The organism is Curvibacter sp. Hmag1.1 (assembly GCF_059769165.1).
In genome coordinates this window covers 1,620,359-1,645,146 of sequence record NZ_JBMBGX010000002.1, presented here as the reverse complement: position 1 = coordinate 1,645,146, position 24,788 = coordinate 1,620,359, and the positions used below count along the sequence as shown (strand labels likewise).

Below are 24,788 nucleotides of genomic sequence, written 5' to 3'. Positions count from 1 at the left end.
GTCAGATTATAAATATAATCTGACACAATGCGCAATCGATACTCTTCTGCTAAACAAGAGCTTGGTCAGTTTTTAACGCCTGCTCCCATTGCGAACTTGTTAGCGAGTTTGCTGCCGCCGGGCGGAGAAAGCATACTTGAGCTAGGTGCGGGTGCTGGAGCGTTGCTGGAGGCGGTGTCTAGTCGCATGCCACACCTGGATGTGACGGCGGTCGAGAAGGATGTGGCTCTTAAGAGAGAGTTGCGTGCAAGGGGGCTCGCCAGCCTGTTAATTGGGGGGGATGCAACGTCTCCAAAAACTATTCGGCGACTGGCGGAGCGGGCGCCCTTCGACTACATCGTTGGTAACCCTCCATACGCAATGGGAGTTTCCAGGAAGGCATCGATAAAGCTACTTGAGCAATATGGTTTGTATAACGCACAGCGCGGAGTGAGGCTGGATACTTACTTCCTTGCGCAGTCAATTTCTATGATGGCTACCACAGGGGCCGGCGCGTTCATTCTGCCCATGCCACTTTTCTCTGATGGGTCGTATGCGACATTTCGGCAAGCACTGCTGCAGCGTTTCTCGAACATTACCATTGTTGAACTTCCAATAGACACCTTTGGAAATGCGGAAGTATCGACTGCGATTTGCAGCTTCAGTGGCCTCGAAGGGAGGCGTAAGAGGGTCAAAGTCGCACGGGCAAATTCACAGGGGCAGATTGAGGACTCGATCGAAATCGCAATGCGGCAGGCCGTGGAAAGGATGGATTTCAGCTTCCACAAAGAACGGCTGCACTTGGATGCATTGATAGGTGATGCCACCCACAACCTGCGTGGACTAGGAGCGCAAGTTGTGCGGGGAAGCGCAACTTCTTCGGAACTGAAAGAGATCGGAATTCAATACTTGCACACATCGGATCTTCCAACTTCCGGAATTGGAGAGCTGGTGTACAACCGGAGCGCCGAAAACCGATACCAAAACGCAGGCGAGGGTGACATTGTTGTGCCGCGTGTAGGTACACGATGCCTATTTCGACAAGCCGTAGTGCTCAAGGGAGAGGTTCCCTTCACTGAGAGCGTGTTTCGCATTCGGGTTGACCCAAAGGTGCGCGACGCTGTCTTGAATAGTCTCGCGGGCCCGATAGGCCAGTCCTGGCGCCGCCTACATGCAAGGGGCGCGTGCGCAAAGCACATTACGGCGACGGATCTGTTTGATCTGCCGATCAGTATTTAGCGTCTTAGGCATCCGATAATTCAATAATTATGCAAATCAAATCCTCCCAACACGAAACTGGTACCAGAGACTAGTCCTGCAAGCCATAAACGTAACGCTCCTGCAGGCAAGTTACACCGTAAAGAGCTAGCTTCTTAAGGACAAGCTGCCGGACTCAACGAAAAAGTGCAGATGCGATCAGGTTCATCCCTCCAATGATGTTTGTCTATTCCTGGCGTGCAGGATAGGTCCTCAAGTAAGGCCTTTGCCCCTCCCTCTGTACACACCAAGACCACGACGCCTTTCTCTCCGCGCTGGAGAAGAAGTTTGTCAGTACCTAGCTGTGGCTTGAGAGTAGGGTTGTCTGCAAAGGCTTTATCGAGAAGCGCTTGGTCACTTTCAGATTTGCCAGTGGGGCTAAACAGAACTGCAGCATCTACGTGCGCCGTCAGTTTCGTGAGCGCAGAGGCTTTGTCAAACATGTGCTGAGGCTCTTGAGCACTCGAGCACGCCAGAAAGACTGTAGAAGTGGCTGCAACCAGCCAGTATTTCTTACTCATTGTTAGTTCCTCCAAAACACATACTTGCCTGTCGACACTGATCTCCCTGTGTCAAGGTTCCAGTCTTCCAAACCATCCACGAAAGACGTGTTCTTGCTGATCAGTGCGTTGTCGATGCCAGTCCATACATGAATAATGTTGGCAAGGGCCTGCTCGAATAGCTCCTCGTAACTCATCACCCACTCGGGAGTCTTGAGATGTTGCGTGTAGGCCTTGTTCAACTGTGAGAGATCCGGATACAGCAAACCTTCGTTGGCGGCTACATGCCTGGCGAATGGAAACAGCTTCGTAGTGGAGCCGACACTTTTTAGAATGGTGCAAAAACCTGCATGCCACCGGTCGGGCTTTGCTTGTGGGCCCCCATCTTTTTCTGGGTTGGAGTAAGTCGCATTGAGCATCTGGACCCACACCTTATTGATCGTCAGGTCCAGCATGAGTCCGTTATCCGGAGCACAGCAACTCGCGATTCCCGTATTCAGGTGCTTTGTGAGTCCGACGTCGCCTAAATCCAGCGTACTGAAGATGAGTGCATCTTGGTGCATCTCGCATAACCGGTGTGCGGACTTGTTCTGTTCATAGGGTCCCACAATGCCTTCGACGATGGGATGAATGGTCATATCGGCAGTCATGTGACACGCCACCCCAAGAAGCCAACTGGTTGCTTTTTGTCTTTCCACACCTTGCAGCTTCTGCACGGCATTGATACCAGATCGAAGCAAGGTAGCCGTGTTCTTGTAGTGCATCTGGTCCGCCCAGTACCCTTGCCCGGGCCCTCCCAAATAGGGATAGTCCGGACTCACGCATCCTAGTTCAGCAAATGGAAACCAAGTGCCAAGGGCGTAGAGGCTTTCTTTACTTAGCTTTCCTCTGGCAAGACTTTTTGCTTTGTTAACAGCAGTGATATGGGCATATGCACCGGGCATTTTTAACTTCTCCTTCTAGTTCTGAATCTCATGGGTCAATGGGTACAAAGTGAACTGAACTCCCGTAAGGCTGATCTCCGATCACGGAACCCACTGCAAAGTTGCCGGCTGCAGGTTTTGAATCGCCAGCGCTAACTCTCTCGACATGCAAAGCCCCCCGAGTTGCCACCGGCCATTCGGCTTCGAAGTTCTTTTCCTTCTTTGAACCGGATACTTCGTGTGGAACGCCTTTTCAGCTTTTCGCCCGTGCGAGGATTGCGGTACGTCGTACTGGGGCGAGTACGAGCCTGGAGGATTCCGAAGTTCCGGATCTCAATCCGGCGTCCTTTGACCAAAGCGTTCGCCATTTCATCGAAGATCAGACGTACAGCTAGCTCTGTGTCTTTCTTGTCGATTTCATTGAAGCGATTTGCAAGTTGGTTGATGAGATCTGAGCGATTCATCAGTTGTTCCAGTATAGATTTACGCTAGGTCAATGGGGCAATACAAGAGCTAGTCCAGTACAACCAGCTACTTTTGCTGGATGTACTGTCTGGCAGTTCAACTAGTTACCTGTGAACAAGTTCGTAAGATGGTTGGTGACTGCGGTCTGAGTTGCAGGGATACTGAGTACGCCACCATGGGTGGCAGAGTTACTTTCGTGATAGCTCAATGACACCTGCGACCCCTTGGACTGCATAGTGGTCAGCAGGGCTTGAGTGCTGGAAGGAAGCACCGTGGTGTCAGCAGATCCTTGAACAATCAAGGTGTTACCGGGCAACTTCACTTGGCCCGGCTCATTCATATTCAATACCCAAATGACGGCCGGCGTATTGATCGCAGAATTGATGACACCGGAATAGCCAGCTGGTGTTGCACCGCCACTTGCTGCGTATTGAGTGACATCATTGGTGATGGACGTGCTGAATTCAACTAGGCACTGCGTCGCTACCTTGTCGTCATAGACAGCCAGCATTCTTACGCCGAACACGCTATTTTTAGATACCGGTGTTGGCGTACTTTCGGTTCCCTTGACCAAGTACGCGGCGTAGAGATTGCTGATTCCCACCGCCTCGTAGCCTACCGAGTAGTTTGCAGGATTGGCCGAACTGGTTTGAATGCCTGCCCACATGGTGTTCAGCGACGATTTCAAGTTAGATGCCGGGGCAATGGCGATGGCGCCTTTGTAGCTCAAGCTTGACTCTCGTTTCTTGGCCAGTCCAGCGAATTGGGCACCTGCCAAGGCGGCATGCCCACCCTGGGAGTGACCCATCGTCGCCCACGCGCCAGAAAGCTGGGTCGTCAGTAGCTTCTTGGCGCCAACAGCTGCCAGTGCCATGGAGCGCCCGGCACTGCCAAGGTCAAGATAAGGGTGACCCGCCGTTACCCCCATGCTGGTGCTACCCAGTCCCTCGTAGTCCGGAGCAACGACCACAATACCTCTTGAAACCAGCAACGCCACGAGGTCCGCATATCCCCATGTGCCGGTGGCTTTCATGGTCACACTCGGCGCACAGTTTTGTCCAACACCTGCGGTACCGTGACCGAAGACCACCAGAGGCCAACCACCCTGCGGCATCGTAGTCTTCGGTGTAAACAACATCGCCGTGGCATTGATCTGCTTACCCAATGCGCTTGGCATTTTGTAAGCGAAGAGCCTGCCGGTCGCCACATTGGAGAGAGTCGCCGCCATGTTCAAGGGATTGACATCCGAGGATTCCAAGGCGATTGATCCGGCAGCGTCTTGTGCCGCCTTGATGGTTTCTTGGAGTTTTGTCAGACGTTGTTGTGCGGTCGTGCCGATTGGCAGATCCTTTTGCGCCTGTTGGAGTTGCGCAGCCAGTTGTCGTGCGGCTCCGTGGACAACGCTATTTCCGGAGGCGATATGGTCATCGTGAGGGTTGGTGTCCGATGGCAGCCCCAATTCTTCCAACACGCGTGTTCTGGCAACGACAGAGGAAACATTGTCTGTCTTTACCTTGCCCACAATCATGGTGGTGATGGGGGTCACGACGGATGGCTGCGCCGCTGATGTCGCCATGGTGTATGCCGACTTACCAGCCGCCAGCAAGGTAAGACCTCCGTCATCGGAGTCTTTGGCGGAATCGGAAATCTCCGCGATGACATTCAGCCCGCTGGTGTCTATGCTTCCCGTATCCAGTTTGTACTTGCCCCCACTATCCGTCGTTGCAGAGGGCTCACCTGTATCGCAAGCTCCGTTGGAGTTGACATCCAAGCAAACCTTAGCGCCCTCGATATAGCCATCGATCACTGTGCCGGATAGGGTGTTTGGAGTGGAACTGCCGCTGCCTCCACCTCCGCAAGCAGCTAGAAGAACAGCAGTAATTGTGGATAGAGCAATGGCATGAGGTTTCAGCTTGATAGTTCGCATGATGGTTAGTAGGTAGGGTTGAGAATTAGTGGGTTGGGTGGAGTCGTTATCAGGGTTCGAAAGAGCCGACGAAAGATGGTTTCAGTGGATGCTTTTTGCGTGGTGTGATGGGCAAATTGATCACAAGATTCGAGGACCCGATGAAGCCCTTTCGCATCACTGGGTCCGGAAGCGCTACCTTGCGCAAACTGATCTCATCGGAAACCGGCAGAGTTGCGTTCAAATGAAATTCACTATCTACAGGTGCATTCCAGTTTTGACTGGCTCGGAAGATCGCCGCTCTCACGTCTGCGGAGTCCAGTAGCTCTTTGTATGATCCATTGACCCGCACGTAGTCGCCATTTGGATCGATCGTTAAGAGTCCGAACTCCAGTTCCCATCGGACAATCCCGATTGCCACAAATGTGGGGCCTGATATGGTGAACGCTTTCAATCCTTTGGGAGTTAACGCGACCGTCATGATGGAACGCTGCAGACGTACCTCCAACGGCGCACGAAAGTACTTCTCCTTGATCTTCCTCAAGGGTCGACTGCGCTTGGATTTTCGGAAACCACCAGATGTACCGGAATGATTCAAGATACTCTTTGCATTGTTGACATCTATCATTTCAGCGCCCCAATATGTGCGTTCATTTCGGTTGGTACCGGCAGCTGAATGCACCTATGGACCTTCTGGACACTACGAGCAGGAATGCAAACGCAGCCTCCCACACAGGCACACCTCGACGTTGTGAAGCCAGTTGGAATCATCTCCGCCATAGGCCTGCCCAAATGCAAAAGGTCCACATCACTGTTGCGGGCTAGTCGATGCCTTAAGCGACGCTTCTTGCAGGGTATTGGTCACCAGTTCCAGAACGTCACCAATCCTTTGCAACTTCACCCCTTGATCCAAGGGAATGGTCGTTTTGAGTTCTTCTTCCAGCAGAAAGAACATCTCCGCGAGATCCAGCGAATCCATCTGCAAGGACTCAAAGCTGGTTTGCAAGTTGAGCTCTTCCACTGGCCTCCTCATTCGCTTGGCCAGCGTCTCGCAGATCAGCTTGGTAAGCTCGTCCGATGTGGGGGTAGGCGGTAAGGTCATTTCATTCATGGCTTTTGAAGACAAGTGAGACATTCGTTCCCCCAAAGGCAAAGCTGTTGGAGAGGCAAATGCCTTGTGGTGGTAGTGGTGTGGCCTGAAGTGGCGCCTTGAAGCGAATCAGCGAATCAAGCTTGCGAACCCCAGTGTTCGGCGGACATTTCTTGAGGCGCAGAGCATTGATGGAAAGAATCGCTTCCATCGCACCTGCAGCACCCATCAAATGTCCTGTCGCGCCCTTGGTGGAGCTCACCAATGCGTCCGATGTCTGAAACAAGGCATTCAGGGCTTCAATCTCTGATGTGTCACCAGCAAGCGTTCCGGTAGCGTGTGCGTTGACATAGGCCACCTGATGGGTTTTGACACCGGCTTGCTGGAGTGCGGCGTACATGGAGCGCAATTGCGGCTCCGCATGGGGGTGCGTCACACAATCAGGATCATTGACCTGGGCATATCCAATGCAATGCGCAAGGACCTGAGCTCCCCGCGCTTGCGCATGACTCCCGCTTTCCAACACCAAACACGCTGCGCCTTCGCCCAATACAAAGCCGTTGCGAAGCTGGTCAAAAGGACCATGCCAATCCATGTGAGGTTGGTTAGACACTGACTTTGCCAGTGCACCCAATGACTCCCATGCTTTGACGACACCTGGCACTATCAATGCTTCAGATCCTCCGACGATCGCCACGTCACACCGACCTTGGGCAATGGCTAGCATGGCTTCACCTATAGCCACTGCAGATGAAGCGCAGGCATTAGAGTAGGTCATGACCAGACAATCCAACCTTGCCCATGCGGCAATGCTCGCTGCACTGGCATGGTTCATGGCTTTGGGAATCGTCAAGGGCGATACCCTGCCGGAGAGGTCATGTTGCCCAAGGTACAAACGTTGATAGGCATCATCCAGGGTGGCTGCACCTCCGAAACCGGTACCCCACGCTAGCATGCCGACTTGGACCGGATCAAGCCCGGCTATCTGCATCGCCTGCTTTGCAGCGAACACGGACATTTGGGTAACCCGGTCTGCATCCTCAACCCGTCGGTCAAACATTCCTTCGGGAAGAGTTTGTGTGAGCTTTGCGGCCCAAAGATCAGTAGCGCCCGGGAGTTCACTCAGGCGGTGACGGGCCACAGCAGTTTTTCCTGCAAACACAGGTGCTAGATGTTGGACGCCCCATCCATAGGCGGACACAGCTCCCCAACCGGTAACAACGACTGAGCGATCTAACATGGTGCTCACTGAACTAGGCTGCCGCTGCGGGTGTATTTAACTGCGCTCGATGCTCTGCGCGCTTTGACGCTCCCTCCAGGTCCACGGGGGGGTTCATATCTGGATCCTGGGCTTTTCCTGCAGCATTGGCGCCGTGGATGTAGATGATCTGCATTTCGTCCGAGCCGGGCTTGACGCGCAGCGCGCGACCCACTTCGTCTTTGAACAAGCCTTCGCGGAGGTCTTTCATGACCAATGCGCTGTCCCCAAAGGGGGCGATCCAGTCCACGATCCAGCCACGCTCTCCACTGGTCCAGTCCTTGGGGTTCAGGCTGCGGGGATTGAGCACATAGCCTTCCTCCACCTCCTTGGACATACGGGCCCAGGCCACGTAAGCCACGGGCCGTCCGTCGCGCTTATACAAACGGCACTGCTTGTGCATCAAGGCCGGCACCACCCATTGGAAGATGCTGGCCATGGGCCAACCCTTGTGCAGTGGAGAGTGCGCCATGAGCCACACGATCTCCCCCAGCATGGTCATGTTGGTGGAGTCGGCCTGAACAGCAGGCGCAGCTGCGCCCGCGCTTGTCGCGGTGTTTTGAGACATGGGCACCCTTAAGCCACAGAGACCCAGGCCGAGTTCACGGCGGAACGCACGCTTCCCGGCAACTCAACCGCATTCACGCCATAGGCGGACTGACCGTCATTGGGCGTGAAGCCGTTCATTGCATTCACCAAGGTTTGCACCTTGTTGTAGGTCAGAAGCTCACCGTTCACTTCAAAACCATACACATAGCGCTGCGCGGTATCGGTTTGCGCACGCTTGATGGCGTCGTCGCTGTAGTACCAATCCTTGAAGGTCATGGTGTCTGTGGCACCCAACAAGCGCATGGTCAGGTCATTGCCGACCCGCTCGAACCAGAGAGATTCCTTGGTCACGCCGGATTCCAACTGGATCACGTCGGTTCCATTGATGTCGGCTTGCTCGCTACCGATGTAGGTGTCGTTGCCATCCCCAAAGCCGAAGCGGTAGGTATCAAACCCAGTGCTGGCTTGGTAGGTGTCATTGCCCGCATCACCCATGATGAAGTCATCCCTAGCTCCACCGTTGAGGATGTCGTCTCCCTTGCCGCCCGCCAGAACGTCATTGCCTTCATCGCCAAACAGGGAGTCGTTGCCAGCATCACCGACCACGATGTCGTTGCCTGTTCCACCGTAGACGGTGTCATTGCCCAGACCGCCGGAAAGCAAATCGTCATCCGCTTCACCGTAAATGGTGTCGTTACCGGAGCCGCCTTGCACGAAGTCTTTACCGGCACCGGCGCGCAGGGTGTCATTGCCTGCAAAGCCATCCATCCAGTCCGCACCTGCGGAGCCGGTCAAGGTGTCAGCGGTGTCCGCACCGGCCTGGCCCAGGTAGGTGTTGGTGATTCCCGAAACATCAAAGTCCTTGCCATCAAAGAACTGGAACACTTCCACCCGGTTGGCGGTGTTGGACCAGTTCTTCATGGTCACGGAGTCGGTCAATGCCGACAGGGCGCCTTCCGGGTTGTTGCGATCCCGCAGGTAGACCACCATGTCCTCGCCGAAGCGTTGGAGCACCAGGTCTTCCATAGTGATGTTGGTGCCGAACAGCAGCTTGTCGCCACCCGGGCGGGACTTGTCGGTTCCAACCCCCGCACTTCCGCTGTCATTCAGGATGTCTTTACCATCCCCACGACCGAAGATGTAGACATCGTCGCCGGTTCCACCAGTCAGGGTGTCCGCACCCGCGCCGCCATGCAAGATATCAGCTGCGGACGAACCGGTCAGAGTGTCGTTGCCGGCGCCGCCGCCCAGCCAGCTGGCCACGTTGGCATCAGCAGTCAACACGTCGTTGCCAGTAGTGCCTTTGCGGGCATCAGCAATATCGCCGATGTCTACAGCGAAGTCGTTGATGAAACGCAGGTTCTCAATCCGATACTCAGGGGTGTTCCAACCTTTGATGGTGATGCTGTCGGTCACCTCCGTGCCGGTGAGCGGAAGCAGGGAGATCACCATGTCGCTTCCGTTGCGCGAGAGCATGATGTCGGAGATATCAATGTTGCGACCGAACTGGAGAGTGTCTTCACCACCTTCCACGGCCCGCAATACCGAGCGGTAACCCGTGCGAGTTTCGTTCACCCAGACCTGGTAGCTGCTCTTGCCGTCCGATTGGGTCTGCAGGACTTGCTCTGTGTAGGTATAGGACTGCTGGATGGTCTCTGTACCCAGCGCAGCTTCATTGATGGTGTCTTGTCCATCACCCCGGTTGAAGTGGTAGACATCGTTGCCGCGGCCACCATTCAAGATGTCGTTGCCCGCACCGCCCGTGATCACGTCATTGCCGTTACCGCCGTTAATGGTGTCAGCACCGGAGCCACCGATCAGGTAGTCCACACCTTCGCCACCTTCCAGGGTGTCGTCGCCAGTACCACCAAACAGGTCATCGTTGCCGTCGCCACCGTTCAGCTGGTCATTGCCGGCACCACCGATCAGGTAGTCATTACCGCCCAAGCCGTTAAGGGTGTCATTGCCGGCTCCACCGGAGAGCAGGTCACCGCCGGCGTGTCCGGTCAGGGTGTCATCAGCTCCATAGCCACTGGCAACCTGGTCGATGTTGCCCATGTTCAGGCTCAAGCCATCAGCAAAACCAAAGGTCTCAATCCGGTTCTTGGCGTTGCTCCAATCTTTGATGGTGACTTGATCGTCCATGTCGGCGAGCAAGGTATTGGCCTCTTCGCGCAAACCCACCACCAAATCAGCGCCCGACATCGCAAAGAACAGATCGTCCAGCACAATGCCTTGGCCGAACTGCAGGCTGTCTTTACCGCCGTCGTCCTGTACGGTGCGTACACGCGTCTCTGTGCGGTACTGGTTTACCCAGTTGCCGCCCTTGCCGTAGTCTTCATAGACCTGACCGGTGTACACCTGTTCCTGGTAGGTTTCCTGGTGATCCAGGTTGTCATAGATCTGGTCTTTACCGTCTCCACGGAAGTAGAAATAGGTGTCGTCACCGCCACCGCCTTGCAGGAAGTCAACCCCGGCACCGCCGAGCAACATGTCTTTGCCTGCCCCACCGCGCAGGGTGTCGTTACCATCCATGCCGACCAGCACGTCGTCACCGTCGCCGCCTTCCAGAACATCGTCACCCGTTTCAGCGATCAGGTAGTCATTGCCATCTCCGCCGATCAAGGTGTCGTTACCTGCACCGGCAAACAGGAAGTCCTTGTCTGCTCCGCCGTCCAGCCGGTCATCGCCGGTGCCACCCACCAGAATGTCTTTACCGGCAGCGCCGGACAGGGTGTCGTTGCCACCACCTCCAGACATGAAGTCGCCTTCCGCTGTGCCGCTCAAAGTGTCATTGGCACCCATGCCGCTTTGGGCGTTGACGATTTGGCTGAAGTCCAGCAGGTTGCCGTCGGTGAACGCAAAGTTTTCAATGCGGTTCCTGGTGTCAGCCCAGCCTTCGATGGTGACGCTGTCAGCGGACAGTGTGTTTTCGTCGTCGCTTGAGCGCAAGGAGACAACCATGTCCTCACCCACGCGGGACAGAACCAGGTCCTGCACCGAGATGCCAAGGCCAAACTGCAGGGTGTCAATGCCACCATCGACTTCGCCAAAGACGTCGCGGTAACCATTGCGGTTTTCCATACGGGTAGCAGCACGGTATCCACTGCGCAGCTCGTTGACGTAGCTGCCGCTCTTGCCGTCGGTGTGGTAGACGCTTTCGTAATAGTTGTACTGCTCGCTGTAAGAGACTTGCTCCTGGTAGCTGTACTTTTGCTTGTACCAGTCTTCTGCGTAATCGAGAATGCGGTCAGCACCATCGCCACGGTTAAGCACGTACACGTCGTCACCGGCTCCGCCCTCCAGACGGTCGGTACCTGCGCCACCGGACAACACGTCAGCGCCTGCACCGGACCTGAGGGTGTCGTTCCCGGCACCACCCAACAGTACATCTTCACCACCTGCCGTGGTCAAGGTGTCATTGCCTGCACCACCGTCGAATACATAGTTGATCGTGTTGTTCTTGCCCGAGATGCTGTCGTTGGCACTACCTGCCAATACTGATTCGACGTTGATGTCATCGGCGATTAGATTCAACTGGCTGTTATCCAGCACCACCAGGCTGTCATAACCATCGCCGCCGTTAATGCGGGTAGCTTTAGCGGAGCCTGTGAGGGCAGATAGAGCCGCAAGGTCCGCGCCATCCACAAACAGCTGGTCGTTGCCCGCACCGCCTTGGAGTTGGTCTGCACCAACACCACCGAGCAAGATGTCGTCACCCGATCCACCCAACAGGGTGTCATCGCCAGCTCCGCCATCCAACAAGACTTCGGTGGTTTTGCTGCTGGCGTTCAGTACGTTGGCGCCGGCGTTGCCGCTGGCACCTACCCACACAATAGCGTCGGAGTCAGTACCCAGGTTGAAGTTGGCGTTGCCTTCTGTGGCGCCGATGTTGCGGTAGTGCAGTGCGCTGCCGCTTTCGAACTCGACAACGGTGTTGCCATTGGCATCGGTTCGGGTGCGGTAGCCCAGGTCGTTGTAGGCGAGGGAAACGTCTGCACCTTGGATGATTTTTCCGTCGGCGCGCTGGATGTCGAACAGGCCGTGGATCACGCTGCCGTCATCAAGACTCAGATTGGTGCCGTCTTTGACCTTGAGGTTGAAGCTTTTAATGCCGGCTTGGGCCAGGGTTTGCATTTCTCCGGCGTCTACAACGCCATTTGAGTTGGCGTCTTTCCAGACCTTGAAGTCGGCATAACGCGCGTCCCGGGCGTCCAGCACGCCGTCGTGGTTGCTGTCAAAGGTGGCAGCCAGTCCTTCGAGGTCGGTGTCTCCTTCTGCGGCTGTCCACTTGGCAAAGGCGATTTCTTTGCTTTGGGTGATGTTGTTGTCGTTGCCTTCGTCGATGACCAGGATTCCGTCTTGCGGGCCTGCCCATGCGGTGGTTTCTGCATAGCCGTCGTCGTCAAAGTCGAACTGTGCGGGGCTGTTGTTGCGGGAATAGAGCTCTATGCCGTTGCCGTCGAGGTCGATGACGATGGGGTCTCCGTTGGAGCTGCTGCGCGTCAGTCGATTCGTTTCTGCAGAACTCTGATCTGGCCCACTAGTCCATCCACCCCAACTGGAGCTACTGCCACCTTGGGAGTTTGTATAAGTAGTTTCGCTGGCACGGAAAGCGTCACGAGCAGCTTGCGCTGCTGCTTGGGCAGCCGCAGCGGCGGCCTGCGAAGCAGCGGCAGCGTCGGCAGCGGCCTTTGCTGCGGATGCGCTGCTTTCTGCTCGTGCCAGTCGACTTACCTCAGACAAGCTTTGGTTGCTGGTGTCGACCTTCTGCTCCATCTGTTGCTGCAAACTCAGATTGGTGTAGTTCGCAGCGCTAATGATGCTTTGGGAGAGGAGGCGGTTGCCGCGCTCTAATTTTGCTGCTTCGGCGGCAGCGACCTTCTTTGCAGCGTCGGCTGCTTTACCGTCCATTCTCAATAAACGGTTTGCTTCGTTGATTGTTTCGCTAGGGTAGTTGCTGTAGTCAAACGAGGTCTCTTGAGGTGCAGCTTGGGGCGCAACCGGCAAGTCGGAAATCTTGCGACATATGTACTCGGCGGCTTTGGAGCCGCCGTATCCAGTTAGCGCACCTAGTCCCGGTCCACCAATTGCGCCACCACCCAAACCTCCTACTACGCCTCCAGCTGCCGAGACTACCTTGCATAGCGCCTCGTCTGTTTTGCCTTGGGAGGCTAGTGAAGCTGCTTCACCCAAATCCAACGACACGCCTAAGCCAAAGCCAATACTCTTCATGACCGTTCCGCCAACCTTTGCGGCCTTGGCGGCTTCTTCGACACCCCGGTTAAATGGGGCCACCCAGCCTGTGGTTTGGGTCGCTGCTTTTGCAAATCCGTCATAGGCCAGGCCCGTGCCTGTACCGAACACAGTCTTGGTAGCTTCAGATGCAGTTTGTGTTTGCCAGTCGTTTGCGACCCAAGTAATGAACTCTTTAACGCTGGCAGAAGTTGTCGTATTGGAATCTTTTTGATCAGCCATGTATACCTCGCTTAACTAAATTGAAAAATAGATATCTGTGAATTAATTGTTTGTCGATTTGGCTAGGAATTCGTTTACGTGGCCAAAACGAAGGCGGGTGTAGATACTTCTGCCGACAAGCCCCCACGCCCAGAAATAGCCACACATGATGAATACCGTGTGTGCGATACCAACTACTCCACTGGAAACGCTTCGATCTCGCCAGCCATTGATATCCGGTATTGGCCAAAAAAAGACTATCCAAATGCCTAATGGGTAGACCAGCAACACTCCAAAGCCCAGCGTCAAGTCGGAAAAGGTGCGTGCCATCTCCTTTTTCTCTTTGCACTCCTGTCTGCGCATGTACCACCCCGACAAAATAAAGAATGGTGCTAAAAGCCATACTCCCGCATAGAAAGTACGTATCCAATCATTCACGCCGGGTATTGCGCGAATGCTGTCAAGCATCGGAATCCACTGCGCCATCGCTGCCACTGCTGCCTTGACGGCGGGTTGACTGGCCCACTCCGGACTTAATAGGTTGGTTGCCAATATCAAGTAGCCCAGCCAGACACTGAAGTTGATTACTCTGAACTGATTCAATTTCCAGCTGGTCATTCGAATACTCCAAGATGGCTTTTCTTGAGCAGCGTCAGTTTTCATATCGAGGTTGTCTTTCATCTTTCTCCCGCACTCTCATCAATCGTTTTCTGAATCGGACTTAACAAGTAATCCAATACCGTCCGCCGTCCTGTCTTGATCTCTGCAGTAATGTTTAGCCCCGGTGTCACCGGCATGGTTTTCCCCTCTACATCGATGGTTTGCTTATTCAATTTCACGTGCGCCGGAAAATAAGCCAGAGGCGCCTGTCCGTTACTCGCCGGGTTATTCGCTGAATTGGAGTTTTGTGGGTCACGGGTTAGCGCGTCTGCGCTCACCCAAGTCACTTCCCCATCAATCGTTCCGTATCGGGTGAAGTTGAAGGTTTCCAGCTTGATACGCACCTTCTGGCCGGTATGGATGAACCCGATGTCTTTGTTGGCCACCATGACTTCGGCGCTGATGTCATGTGCTGCAGGCACGATCACCATCAGGGCTTGGGCTGGCGTGACAACTCCACCCGCGGTAAAGACGGCCAGTTGTTGCACGGTTCCTTTGACGGGTGAACGCAGTTGGAGCAGTTCTAGGCGCTGTTGGGACTTCACCTGTTCCTGGGCCAATCGCTCGATCTCTTGCTGCGCAGTGAACTGGCGTTGCGCCAGGCTCTTCTGAATCTCTGCCAGGTAGGCGTTCTGTTCTTTGAGCGCTTCCTGGTGCGCTGACATGGCGGTTGTCAGTTCTGCACGCACTCTCAGCAGTTCGTTATCAATATCCTGGCGATCTCGGGTTTTGTCTTGCAGGCCGTGTTGGCTCACAAATCCTTGTTGGGCTAACGCTGCGTAGTCCACCTCCCGCTGGTTGAGGGTGACTAGCAATGACTGCAAGCGGTTGATTGCAGCTTTACTGACCTGGATTTGGCTCTCCCGGGTCTGGACGGTGGCGGCGAGTCTTTCCCGTTTGCTCCGTATGTCCTGCCATTCGGTTTGAAGTTGCTGGCGCAAGGTCTGCCATGACTCGCAACTTTCTATCTTGGTGGCTGCGCACCACAGGGAGCTTTGCTGCTCTGCCAGTGCAGGTTGACCCCCAGAGTTCAATGCCCGTTGCAAGCTATGACTGCGGAGCTTCTCGGAGTTCGCCGCCAGCCACTGTTGCTTATTCTGTGAATGCTCCGCTCCGACTTGCGTACTATCGAGCTCAATCAGGAGCTGGCCCTCTTGTACTTCCTGACCATCCTGGACATGAATGGCCCGGACGGTGGCCGCCTCCAGGGGTTGTATGACTTTGCTGCGTTCACTAACGATGACACGCCCGGGTGCCAGAGCCACCACGTCGATCTTGCCGAACGCTGCCCAGATCAGAGCTGCGACCACGCAGGTGCAGATGATGGCCATGATGCGCCGGGGTGCTGGGTGAGGCGGGGTTTCCTGCAAGCTGAGAGCTGCTGGCATGAAGGCACGTTCACTCGCCAGTCGGTCTGGCCCTGCTATCTCATGACGGGCCGCCCATGCCAGTTGAAGCACCTGCTGGTAGCGTTTTAGCAATGCTTTGAGAACAGATAGTCGATCTGTCATTCCTTGCATCCAACCGGGAGTCCTCATGCCTGCACCTCCTGACCGGATTGCATTCCCCACAGTCGGGCATACAGAGACGGCTTGGCCAGCAACTCGTCGTGGGTTCCGCCTTCTACGACGCGCCCTTTGTCCAGCACCACGATGGCGTTGGCATGGCGTACAGCACTCAGACGGTGGGCAATGATGAGGACGGTTCGTCCTTTGCAGATGGCGGACATATTGCGCTGCAGGATCTGCTCACTCTCATAGTCCAAAGCACTGGTGGCTTCGTCAAATATCAGAATGCGGGGGTTGGAGAACAAGGCGCGAGCGATCGCCAGGCGTTGCTTTTGCCCGCCGGAGAGGCTGCTGCCTTGCTCCCCGACCAAAGTGTCATAGCCTTGGGGCAGTTCACTGATGAATCCATGGGCCCCCGCCAGCTTGGCCGCATAGACGATCTGGTCCATGGAGGCAGCGGGTTGGCTGATGGCGATGTTTTCTCTGACTGAGCGGTTGAAGAGCCAGTTGTCTTGGAGAACCACACCGATCTGGCGTCGAATCTGGGCAGCATCCACCTGGGCAATGTCGACGTTGTCTATCAAGACTCTGCCGTGCTCTGGCACATACAGGCGCTGTACCAGTTTGGTCAGGGTGGATTTGCCGGAACCTGAGCGGCCCACAATGCCGATGACCTGGCCAGGGGCGATGTCCAACCTCACATCCCGCAATACCGGACTGGAATCCGCGTGGTACCTGAAACTCACTTGATCGAAGGTGATGCGCCCGTTCAGCTTGGGTAACTGAGCCACCACACTGGGCGGTACTTCTGCAGGAGCGTTCAGGATGTCACCCAACCGCTGCATCGAAATCCCCACTTGCTGAAAATCCGCCCAGAGCTGGGCCATGCGCATGATGGGTTGTGCCACCCGGCCGGCAAACATGTTGAAAGCGATGAACATCCCCATGGTGAGCTCACCGGCCATGACCAGTTGTGCCCCGAAGAACAAGGTCGAAGCAGTCACCAACTTGCCGATGACACTGATGCCCTCTTGACCTGCACTTGCCAAAGTCTGGGTACGGAATGAGGCGGACACGTAGGCGGCCAGTTGGTCATCCCAGCGCTTGGCCACCATGGGCTCCAAGGCAGAGGCCTTGACGGTTTGAACACCGGTAATGGTTTCCACCAGAAGGGCTTGGTTCTCGGCTCCGCGGGCGAACTTCTCATCGAGACGGCGACGCAGCGGGGGGACGATCAGGACCGTCAGCGCCACATAGCACGGGATGCTCAGCAGGACGATGGTGGTGAGCTGCACGCTGTACCAGAGCATGACGGCGATGAATACGACTGAGAACACCACGTCCAAGACCACGGTCAAGGCCTGCCCTGTCAGAAAGCTTCGGATGCTTTCCAGCTCACGGATACGGGCGACCGAATCACCCACCCGCCGCGCCTGAAACCAAGCCAAGGGAAGGCGTAGCAAATGACGGAACAGTCTGGAACCCAACTCCACATCGATGCGGCTGGTGGTGTGGGCGAATACATAGCTGCGCATGAAGTTCAGTGCACTCTCAAACAAAGAGATGACGACCAAACCAATGACAAGCACATGCAAGGTGGACAGGCCTTGGTGCACCAGCACCTTGTCCATCACCACCTGAAAGAACAAGGGCGTGACCAGGGAAAACAGCTGCAACACAACCGACGCACCCAACACTTCACCCAAAAGACGGCGATAGCGGACCAGACTGGGAATGAACCAGCTGAAATCGAAGCGTGCTATATCGCCCACCAAGGACGCCCGACTGGCAATGAGCAGCATGGGGCCGCTGGGCTTCTCTGAGGATTTCGCGGAAGCTCCTAGCCAGGCTTGAGCAAACTCGGCATGCGTCATGCGCACTGGCAGGTCTTCTGGTGGGACCGCGCCTGCAACAGTTCCAGCACCCATGGCTTTAGGGGCGGAATGTTGGACCAGGACTTGGTTTTCAATCGCAGCGGCAACCATAGCCCAAGAGCCATCTGCCAGTTGGGCCAGAGCGGGGAGCGGTGTGTAACGCAACCGGTTGAGAGCAACAGACTCTACCCGCGCCTTGAGATTGAGCTTCTTAGCTGCCAGACGCAGCAAATCAAAGTCTGCTTGGGTGTCTTCTGTCAGTGCTAATTGGTGAGAGAGAGACGCGGCATCCACAGCAACGCCGTGCAGGCGCGCGACCATGCACAGGAGTTCCAGCGACTGTGTCGCCGAACTCATAACTACTGACTCTGCCATTGAACCCAATGCTGACTCCGTCACTTCAACGGTTGATCAGCAAGAATGGAAAGAGTGAAAGGAAAGAGGGGAACACGAGATTCGTACAGGCTGCGTGGAAACAAATCCTGAAGCCATACGGCCTGAAGAAATCATTGGTGCGACTGTGCGCGCACTCGAACCTGAAATGAACATACTCTCCCCATTTATTGACTGCGATCTGACCGCCTAGCACTCTCTGTTTCGAGAGTTTTACTAGTCTTCACTTCCAACGCTGCGCTTGGTGCATGCGATGACTACTGATGTACACACCAAACTAAAGTCACGAACCTTAGTGAAAAAGCGACTTAAAGATAGGCAACACTGTCCACTGGAAAACAATACAATTAAAGACGGTGGTCGATTGCTTGAACTCGAATCTCTTTAAAAGAGGTGACGATTGGTTATGAGCTTTCATGCATGCTCATCATCTGTCACTTCTCGCATGAGTTCTTTTGAAGGGCGGCAAGCGTCTTTTGATTCCCGGCTTCCTATGAACTTTTGCTTGCGAATTCCTTTGGGGACACATCCCTTTCCAGACGCTTGACCTTGCGGTCAGAAGAATTTTGTTCCAAACAGCGAACCGAATCGCCCACGTTGCTCGCAAAAGCTGCTTTCACTGCGTTGGGCGCATGCAATCAGTCAAGTTACTTTAGGCTCGATGATGGACCCGAAGATTGTTGCTGGATCCATAGTGGCAAGTGACACGCAAGCAGGGCCTAGCAGCTAAGCACCTTTACCTGACGGTCCATGAATGCGGTGCAGAGTACAAAAACAATATGTACGCAACTCAGAAACAAACCGCTCCAACTGGAACAGTCGCCGACGCATGCATCGCAAGTTGATGCTGCCCTCAGAGATTGCGCGACCTGCTGACAGTGACAGAGTCAACAGCACTTTCCTGTTAAGTTCAGGCCATGTCCAAACCACCTGCACTCAAAGGTTCTGTCGTGAGTCCCTCTTTCAATGTCCCATTGGTAGAGGGGCAGATGCCCGGTGCTTACCGGTTTTGCGATGGCAGTTGCAAAGCCAACCGGCCCGAAGAAGGCGGAGTGGCTGTATCTTCAAGCAAGTGGTTGTGTGCCCGATGCTGGCCACAGTTTCAAAGTCGGTGGCGCCAGAAGAGACCCGGCTAATCAGCGTCACTTTTTGGGGATTCAAATCAGGGATCGTAAACAAGCAAGAGCAGTTGAGCTGGTGTGTGCTTTTTAGCAAAACCAACGCCACAATGCGCTCACCATGGATTGCACAAATCGTTGAAAGTGTGCTTTGTCAAGTCTGAAAAAATGCAGAAATTACTGGAAGATGCATGTCACTGCGCTGCAGAGATCCAGTCGATTCAGGAAGCTGAATTGACCGCCGCTTGCGAATTGAAACTAGTGGCATTGCCATAGGTATTCTGTTTCGTCTTGAGGCTGCAATTAACCGAGCTCTGATGGGGTGTGGGTCTTGGCACTTGCAGATCGCTGCGCATACTGCCCGTTGGACCAAGTGTTCAACATACCATCCGTTCACACGGACAAACATCCCATCCGGAGCAATAGCCAACAAGCCCAGGTTCATGCCACGCCGGATAGTTCCAATGACTTCATATCCCTGTGGATATACGAGGATGCTTTTGAGACTCAATGGCCGTAAAGACACGACGAGAGGGTTTGTGCCCTGCGGTTTACGCAACGGGATGGGTTTGATATCGTCCACTTACAGTCTCCCCTTTGAGGCGGTAAGCTAAACAATTCCCGTGAAATCAACATGCGAATTTGTCTACTCGGGGACAAATCGTCAATTTGGTTAATCGTAAATCTCTGGATGATTCGACTACGCATTGCCGATTTTTCGAGGCTACTTACATTAGAAAGAAATTTTTCCAGTCAAGAAGAACCTATATGCAGACAGATGTGACTGCACAACTCACGTAATCGACTCAAAACGGTCCTGCGCACCCTTGGAGTAGATGCCTAAAAGCGCACATCCGCCCTGATACAAATAAGGCGGACTTGTCTCGGTCGCCTATGCAAAGATAGCGGTCGGTTGCAGAGTCACCCAAACGGGGGATATTCAGCAGCCTGGTTCGTCGCAATTTTTATATCCGTACAAACGCACATAAAAATTTCTGAGGTCGAGAATACGAGGGGCTTTTCAGCAAAATTTGCACCCAGTCTATCCCGCAGCCCCCAGAATTTCCTGCACGGTTTGGGGCGCAAATTACGTTAGAGGAGTTCTTCTCACATGCTTAAACTTGTCTTGTTGTTGCTGATCTGGCTATCCCTAGTCACAATATTCATCTTCTACGTTTGGTGGGAGTACAAGACCAAGAAAGCACGAGCGCCACTCCGTAGCTCGAGCGAACAACTCCTGTACAACCAGTACCGTGAGTTTCTAAATGACCGTGTAGGCTTCTTTTCCTTCACTTTCGCTTTGGCCGCACTTGGTACTGACTCACCCCAGTTTTATGCCCTCTTGTCACTAGCCTTCGTTTTAATCATCTGGACTATACGCGCCTATGATTTTCGCCGCGTTGTTCGCGTGTGGCATGAAGAGAAATCTCATCTCCTCAGCATTTGGTCCATCGTCAGGCAGTTTCCTGTTTTCATGTTTGGCTACCTGTCATTGCTGGCCGTGCTATTCGGTTGGCTCGAAAAGCCAACACTCAAACTTGAAACAGCTAAGGCAGTCGCCAAAATATTGGCCTTCCTCTAACACCGCACTCAACCCGGACGCCTTACATGCCGCTTCGCGGCATTCCGTGCGGGGGGTAGCTCCGGGTTGACGACTGCTTCGGAGCGCGCCGAATGTCTGCAGTCAGCCCAACTCTGACGCTCGCTCGAACTGACCTAGCAAAGTTTCTCCCCAGATCACACAGCTTCAATGCAGTCAGTCACCGGAGTCCGGACCTTGCCCCGATATGACTCTCAAGTCTCGTCAGTGATCGACTGCATTGCAAATTTCATAGCTCTAGAGCTTGCATGAATATCTCTCAAAGATGGCCACTGCTAAAGCTGCACCTTAGGGATTCAGGAGTTCGCCCTAGATCTGATCGAAATTTGCCTCTTCTAAGCATGCAAGTCCCCGCTGCTGGCCCCTAACGAAAACAGCGTCGACCACCGCAATTGATCATTTAGCTGAGTGTAGAAACCTGCGAAGAAATTCGGTGGAAGGATATCTGTTCCACCCGGAACCATAAGCGTGCCATTTTGAAAATCGCAATTGGTGGTATCTGTCTAAGAAAAGCGCTTTTCGTCCAACGTATGCCGAAACTACGACCAATTTTGGTAGCAAATTCGATTTCGATACGGAAGCATTTGTGTTCCGCTAGTACATGGAAGCAAATGTGGGCCTATACGGCCCAGATATGGTTCCAGTGACAACCACGCCCATGTGGTCCCCATCTCAGGAGACTCCTACCGCCCGCAAGATAAGCTGCGTGCCGGCGAGATTGCCGCCAGTAGCAATGCTCTACTCAAACGAAAACGCAGTTACCTTTATACGCAGGAGGAGCGAGCAGCCAAAAGGCGCCAACGTAGCGTTCACAGCGCCCATGATTGACGGTTGAGGTTGTTGGTGCGAGCAGGTGCCTAGATCATTTCAAAAAACTGTCCCCAAAGGCATTGAAAACGCTTCAGATTTGGAATGAGGAGGCCATTCAATTCCAAGGCTAGCTCAGTTGGTCGGAACTGGATGTTGCAGATCGAGTGCTTTTGCATAATGGATCCAAATAAAGCCACAATCTGCCAATATTTGATTTTGTAGCTCTATTTGAGTCCATAAAAATGCAGGCAAATACGATCGAAGAGTTTGAGGTGGACATTGGGCGGCAGATCAAATCGCTGCGCCTTAAACTGAACATCGAACGAGCCACCTTGGCCTTGCGTGCGGGGTGCAACGTCAGTGCGTTGAAGAATTTGGAGTCTGGCAACGGATCAACCTTGAGAACGCTCATTGCAATCGTCCGTGCGCTTGGCCGAGAGGACTGGTTGCGCAATGTTGCACACATGATCACCATAAGCCCCTTGAACATGCCCAAGGCCGGAGGCATCCGCCAGCGAGCACGTGCATCTAAGAAATAGCCCCTAGCGCACCGCAAAATCTTAGTTGCTGCGTGAAGTTGGCACGTGACCCAAGTGCGCTAAAATTCACGCCAACATAACCGCCACGCCTCTGCTGTCAGCACGCGCAACCTTGGCGGTTTTTTTATGGCGTTTCCGCTTTCGTGTTGCACCGCAAATAGTAGGTATTGACGAAGGATTCGGTCTACGCCAGTCTTGTTGCTGTCACAAGGTCAAGGGCAAAACCACCAAGGCGCAGAATGGAAAATAAACAGCGCGAGAGGCTTGGACTCGCAGGACAGTCAGCTGCCTATAGGTGCCGAAGCGCTAAAGTAAGCGCAAGAGGCCGGCCTGCTTGATCTGTTCCGATTAAAACGCCACGAAGCAGCCCGTTGTCAGCGGGACTGGCAGTAGTCGGTCGACCAGCACCTATGACCGGCCGCACCCGCTACGAAGTAGATATTCAGAAAATTCTTGCAAAAGACCGCTTTGTCTTACTTGCTCCAGTGACACCTCGGCACGCTATGGCTGCCGCTTGAAAAATGGGCCAATAGTGATGCGGTGTTTTCCTTGGACATTTCAAGAAGGAAAACAGCAAGTTGGAAACAGCTGCCATTAACTTAAGTTGCCTAGGTTGCAGGCGGACGCAATCAACGCTATGAAAAAATTCAGGACATAGCAGCTTTCCTGAGCGTCTCTGCCCGTCGTGGCTGGGGTATTGAGGGTAAATCTGAATGACTTCCAAGGTACAAAGAGTGATGGCGATTTTTACAAGTCGAAGTAGTATTCGACGTCAAAAAACAGAGGGGAGCTCCGACCTATGGGTTTGTTACTTGTTCTTGCCTTAACGGCATTGATATGGCTGTATCTGAAACTGCGAAAAGCTTCACAGGTTTCAAAAGAACTCAGTCAAGCCGTTTCTCAGCGTGATTCAAGAATCACAGCGCAAGCAAATGAACTTGTCGAACTTCAAAGACGAATGGAAGCGTTAGCGAAGTATCAAGGGGTGGTCGATGCTGAGGCCAAGGCGCAGGAGATTCTTTCCGAGGCCAATGAGGCATTGAGTCTGGCAAAGACACAGGCAGCTAAGGAAAAGCACGAAGCCAATCAAACTGCGAAGGACGCCATTACCCGTGCCGAACAGCGTTTGGCTTCCGCAGACATAGAGGCTACAAACATCATCGCTGCAGCAAGAAAACGGGCTGAGGAAATAGCCGGTGATGCTTATTCAGCCATGAACCGTGCAAAGGAATTCCAAGATACGGCCACAGCGATCAAGAGCATCATTGAAGGCTACGGCGACCGGTACATCGTTCCGACCTACAGTCTGCTTGATGATCTAGCTGATGAATTCGGCTATGCGGAAGCAGGGCAAAAACTAAAGGCGGCTCGCGATTCAACTCGCGCAATGATCCAGGCCGGTCGCGCTGCTAGCTGCGACTATGCGGAGGCTTCCCGAAAGACAACGGCGATCCGCTTTGTCACAGACGCTTTCAATGGCAAGGTTGATTCGATTTTGTCCCGTAGCAAAGCGGACAATTTCGGGAAACTTGAGCAAGAGATTCGTGATTCGTTTGCCGTGGTGAACAACAACGGAGCGGCGTTTCGAAATGCTCGCATCACACCTGAGTTCCTGGCCGCTCGGTTGGAAGAGCTTAAATGGGCAGCGACGGCAAATGCCCTGAAAGACAAAGATCGAGAAGAGCAGCGCGCATTGCGGGAGCAAATGCGTGAGGAAGAAAAAGCACGGCGTGAATATGAGCGCGCGATCAAGGATGCAGCCAAAGAAGAAGAAGCGCTCAAAAAAGCCATGGAGAAGGTTCAACAACAAGTAGCCACAGCCAACGACGCACAACGTGCAGAGTTTGAAACTAAATTGCGCGACTTGGAGGAGAAGTTAAAACAGGCCGAAGAAAAGAATCAACGCGCTTTGTCCATGGCCCAGCAAACGCGCACCGGCCATGTCTATGTGATCTCCAATATCGGCTCTTTCGGTGAAGAAGTATTCAAGATAGGTATGACCCGCCGACTGGAGCCCAAGGATCGAGTTCGTGAACTTGGTGATGCCAGTGTTCCCTTCGAATTCGATATTCACGCCATGATTTTCAGTGAGGATGCACCAGGTTTAGAGAAGTCACTGCATCGCCACTTTCTGCGCCAGCAACTGAACAAGGTAAATCCTCGCAAGGAATTCTTTCGTATCGGATTGCCCGAGATCAGAACGGAGTTGGAGAAACTTGGTGTTTCCACGCACTGGACCATGAAGGCTGAAGCCCAGGATTACAGAGCGTCACTCCAGATCGAGCAGCAGATTCGCGAAAACCCAAGTGTCGAGATGGAGTGGACGCGCCACCAATTAGCAATTGACGAAGAAATTGAGCGCGAGGAAGTCGCTTGAAAAACGGTTGTTAACGCCCCTAATTTTACGTGCGGGAGTTTGGACTTTTTCAGGCCGTTGAGTCTTGGAATCTCTACGTCCCACGCAGTGGGCAATGGTGGACCATTTGCCAGTTTATTGTGAGCGCTTTTGCTTTGTCATCCCCCTTTTGATGCTTGTCCTTATGCGATAGATGGTCCGTCTATCTAAACATGCGTGCGGTACTGCATTCATCTTCGTCTCGCCAAGGGATAGGCGCCATATGGAAGCGCCAGCCAGCATCCAAATCACTTTCTTATTCCGAACCTACAGGACTAGCGCAACCTACTGATAGTTACAGAGGCAACTGCACTTTCCTGTTAACTTCAGGCCATGTCCAAACCTCCTGCACTCAAAGGTTCTGTCGTGAGTCCTTCTTTCAATGTCCCATTGGTAGAGGGGCAGATGCCCGGTGCTTACCGGTTTTGCGATGGCAATTGCAAAGCCAACCGGCCTGAAGAAGGGGGTGTGGCTGTATCTTCGTATGCGTCCGGCTAAGTCACCTTG

The 24,788-nt window shown here is 53.9% G+C and carries 17 protein-coding genes; 5 read left to right on the top strand and 12 right to left on the bottom strand.

Going from position 1 to position 24,788, the window contains the following annotated elements; all coding sequences use genetic code 11:
• Positions 1 to 27 precede the first annotated feature (27 nt).
• Entirely contained in the window at positions 28 to 1,218 is a 1,191-nt protein-coding gene (locus ACOAP0_RS08320) for an HsdM family class I SAM-dependent methyltransferase (RefSeq protein ID WP_498374765.1), read from the top strand.
• A gap of 134 nt (positions 1,219 to 1,352) precedes the next feature.
• Here the strand turns inward: ACOAP0_RS08320 and ACOAP0_RS08315 are convergent, their stop codons facing one another.
• The 12 genes from ACOAP0_RS08315 to ACOAP0_RS08260 all read right to left on the bottom strand — a co-directional run bounded on the left by ACOAP0_RS08315 (position 1,353) and on the right by ACOAP0_RS08260 (position 17,783).
• Positions 1,353 to 1,757, bottom strand: a complete 405-nt coding sequence (locus ACOAP0_RS08315) for a hypothetical protein (RefSeq protein ID WP_498374764.1) — start codon at positions 1,755 to 1,757, stop codon at positions 1,353 to 1,355.
• Between the two features lie 2 nt (positions 1,758 to 1,759).
• A complete protein-coding gene (locus tag ACOAP0_RS08310) occupies positions 1,760 to 2,680 on the bottom strand; it encodes a zinc dependent phospholipase C family protein (protein WP_498374763.1) in 921 nt (306 codons plus the stop codon).
• 131 nt (positions 2,681 to 2,811) lie between these two features.
• A complete protein-coding gene (locus ACOAP0_RS08305; RefSeq protein WP_498374762.1) occupies positions 2,812 to 3,123 on the bottom strand; it encodes an HU family DNA-binding protein in 312 nt (103 codons plus the stop codon).
• A 101-nt stretch (positions 3,124 to 3,224) separates the two neighbouring features.
• Complete coding sequence (locus ACOAP0_RS08300) at positions 3,225 to 5,051, bottom strand: alpha/beta hydrolase family protein (RefSeq protein ID WP_498374761.1); 1,827 nt, start codon at positions 5,049 to 5,051, stop codon at positions 3,225 to 3,227.
• Between the two features lie 49 nt (positions 5,052 to 5,100).
• Positions 5,101 to 5,658, bottom strand: coding sequence for a hypothetical protein (locus ACOAP0_RS08295; protein WP_498374760.1), 558 nt, complete (start codon positions 5,656 to 5,658; stop codon positions 5,101 to 5,103).
• 180 nt (positions 5,659 to 5,838) lie between these two features.
• The gene (locus ACOAP0_RS08290; RefSeq protein WP_498374759.1) at positions 5,839 to 6,132 is read right to left on the bottom strand and encodes an acyl carrier protein; all 294 of its coding nucleotides are present in this window, start codon (positions 6,130 to 6,132) and stop codon (positions 5,839 to 5,841) included.
• A 1-nt stretch (position 6,133) separates the two neighbouring features.
• Complete coding sequence (locus tag ACOAP0_RS08285; RefSeq protein ID WP_498374758.1) at positions 6,134 to 7,360, bottom strand: beta-ketoacyl-[acyl-carrier-protein] synthase family protein; 1,227 nt, start codon at positions 7,358 to 7,360, stop codon at positions 6,134 to 6,136.
• A 13-nt stretch (positions 7,361 to 7,373) separates the two neighbouring features.
• Positions 7,374 to 7,946 (bottom strand): toxin-activating lysine-acyltransferase, encoded by a 573-nt coding sequence (locus ACOAP0_RS08280; protein WP_498374757.1) that lies wholly within the window; start codon positions 7,944 to 7,946, stop codon positions 7,374 to 7,376.
• A gap of 8 nt (positions 7,947 to 7,954) precedes the next feature.
• Positions 7,955 to 13,405: a calcium-binding protein gene (locus ACOAP0_RS08275; protein ID WP_498374756.1), complete on the bottom strand. Its 5,451-nt coding sequence runs from the start codon at positions 13,403 to 13,405 to the stop codon at positions 7,955 to 7,957.
• Between the two features lie 42 nt (positions 13,406 to 13,447).
• Positions 13,448 to 14,065: a hypothetical protein gene (locus ACOAP0_RS08270; RefSeq protein ID WP_498374755.1), complete on the bottom strand. Its 618-nt coding sequence runs from the start codon at positions 14,063 to 14,065 to the stop codon at positions 13,448 to 13,450.
• Positions 14,062 to 15,555 (bottom strand): HlyD family type I secretion periplasmic adaptor subunit, encoded by a 1,494-nt coding sequence (locus ACOAP0_RS08265; protein WP_498374754.1) that lies wholly within the window; start codon positions 15,553 to 15,555, stop codon positions 14,062 to 14,064. The genes ACOAP0_RS08270 and ACOAP0_RS08265 overlap by 4 nt, the downstream gene beginning before the upstream one ends.
• Positions 15,556 to 15,578: 23 nt before the next feature.
• Positions 15,579 to 17,783 carry a type I secretion system permease/ATPase gene (locus tag ACOAP0_RS08260; protein ID WP_498391376.1) on the bottom strand — a complete coding sequence of 735 codons (2,205 nt, stop codon included), beginning with the start codon at positions 17,781 to 17,783 and terminating at the stop codon, positions 15,579 to 15,581.
• A 2,265-nt stretch (positions 17,784 to 20,048) separates the two neighbouring features.
• Between ACOAP0_RS08260 and ACOAP0_RS08255 the strand changes: the two genes are divergently transcribed.
• From ACOAP0_RS08255 to ACOAP0_RS08240, 4 genes are all read left to right on the top strand, one after another.
• On the top strand, positions 20,049 to 20,519 hold the full coding sequence (locus ACOAP0_RS08255) for a hypothetical protein (protein WP_498374841.1): 471 nt from the start codon (positions 20,049 to 20,051) through the stop codon (positions 20,517 to 20,519).
• Positions 20,520 to 21,589: 1,070 nt separating this feature from the next.
• The gene (locus ACOAP0_RS08250; protein WP_498374842.1) at positions 21,590 to 21,886 is read left to right on the top strand and encodes a helix-turn-helix domain-containing protein; all 297 of its coding nucleotides are present in this window, start codon (positions 21,590 to 21,592) and stop codon (positions 21,884 to 21,886) included.
• 799 nt (positions 21,887 to 22,685) lie between these two features.
• Positions 22,686 to 24,263 (top strand): SNIPE associated domain-containing protein, encoded by a 1,578-nt coding sequence (locus tag ACOAP0_RS08245; RefSeq protein WP_498391374.1) that lies wholly within the window; start codon positions 22,686 to 22,688, stop codon positions 24,261 to 24,263.
• A gap of 351 nt (positions 24,264 to 24,614) precedes the next feature.
• The gene (locus ACOAP0_RS08240; RefSeq protein ID WP_498374844.1) at positions 24,615 to 24,779 is read left to right on the top strand and encodes a hypothetical protein; all 165 of its coding nucleotides are present in this window, start codon (positions 24,615 to 24,617) and stop codon (positions 24,777 to 24,779) included.
• Positions 24,780 to 24,788 lie beyond the last annotated feature (9 nt).

Bases quoted from the DNA above. Each gene is read 5' to 3' on its own strand.
- ACOAP0_RS08320 (WP_498374765.1), top strand. From the start codon at position 28: ATGCGCAATCGATACTCTTCTGCTAAACAAGAGCTTGGTCAGTTTTTA.
- ACOAP0_RS08315 (WP_498374764.1), bottom strand. From the start codon at position 1,757: ATGAGTAAGAAATACTGGCTGGTTGCAGCCACTTCTACAGTCTTTCTG.
- ACOAP0_RS08310 (WP_498374763.1), bottom strand. From the start codon at position 2,680: ATGCCCGGTGCATATGCCCATATCACTGCTGTTAACAAAGCAAAAAGT.
- ACOAP0_RS08305 (WP_498374762.1), bottom strand. From the start codon at position 3,123: ATGAATCGCTCAGATCTCATCAACCAACTTGCAAATCGCTTCAATGAA.
- ACOAP0_RS08300 (WP_498374761.1), bottom strand. From the start codon at position 5,051: ATGCGAACTATCAAGCTGAAACCTCATGCCATTGCTCTATCCACAATT.
- ACOAP0_RS08295 (WP_498374760.1), bottom strand. From the start codon at position 5,658: ATGATAGATGTCAACAATGCAAAGAGTATCTTGAATCATTCCGGTACA.
- ACOAP0_RS08290 (WP_498374759.1), bottom strand. From the start codon at position 6,132: ATGACCTTACCGCCTACCCCCACATCGGACGAGCTTACCAAGCTGATC.
- ACOAP0_RS08285 (WP_498374758.1), bottom strand. From the start codon at position 7,360: ATGTTAGATCGCTCAGTCGTTGTTACCGGTTGGGGAGCTGTGTCCGCC.
- ACOAP0_RS08280 (WP_498374757.1), bottom strand. From the start codon at position 7,946: ATGTCTCAAAACACCGCGACAAGCGCGGGCGCAGCTGCGCCTGCTGTT.
- ACOAP0_RS08275 (WP_498374756.1), bottom strand. From the start codon at position 13,405: ATGGCTGATCAAAAAGATTCCAATACGACAACTTCTGCCAGCGTTAAA.
- ACOAP0_RS08270 (WP_498374755.1), bottom strand. From the start codon at position 14,065: ATGAAAGACAACCTCGATATGAAAACTGACGCTGCTCAAGAAAAGCCA.
- ACOAP0_RS08265 (WP_498374754.1), bottom strand. From the start codon at position 15,555: ATGACAGATCGACTATCTGTTCTCAAAGCATTGCTAAAACGCTACCAG.
- ACOAP0_RS08260 (WP_498391376.1), bottom strand. From the start codon at position 17,783: ATGAGTTCGGCGACACAGTCGCTGGAACTCCTGTGCATGGTCGCGCGC.
- ACOAP0_RS08255 (WP_498374841.1), top strand. From the start codon at position 20,049: ATGCTTAAACTTGTCTTGTTGTTGCTGATCTGGCTATCCCTAGTCACA.
- ACOAP0_RS08250 (WP_498374842.1), top strand. From the start codon at position 21,590: ATGCAGGCAAATACGATCGAAGAGTTTGAGGTGGACATTGGGCGGCAG.
- ACOAP0_RS08245 (WP_498391374.1), top strand. From the start codon at position 22,686: ATGGGTTTGTTACTTGTTCTTGCCTTAACGGCATTGATATGGCTGTAT.
- ACOAP0_RS08240 (WP_498374844.1), top strand. From the start codon at position 24,615: ATGTCCAAACCTCCTGCACTCAAAGGTTCTGTCGTGAGTCCTTCTTTC.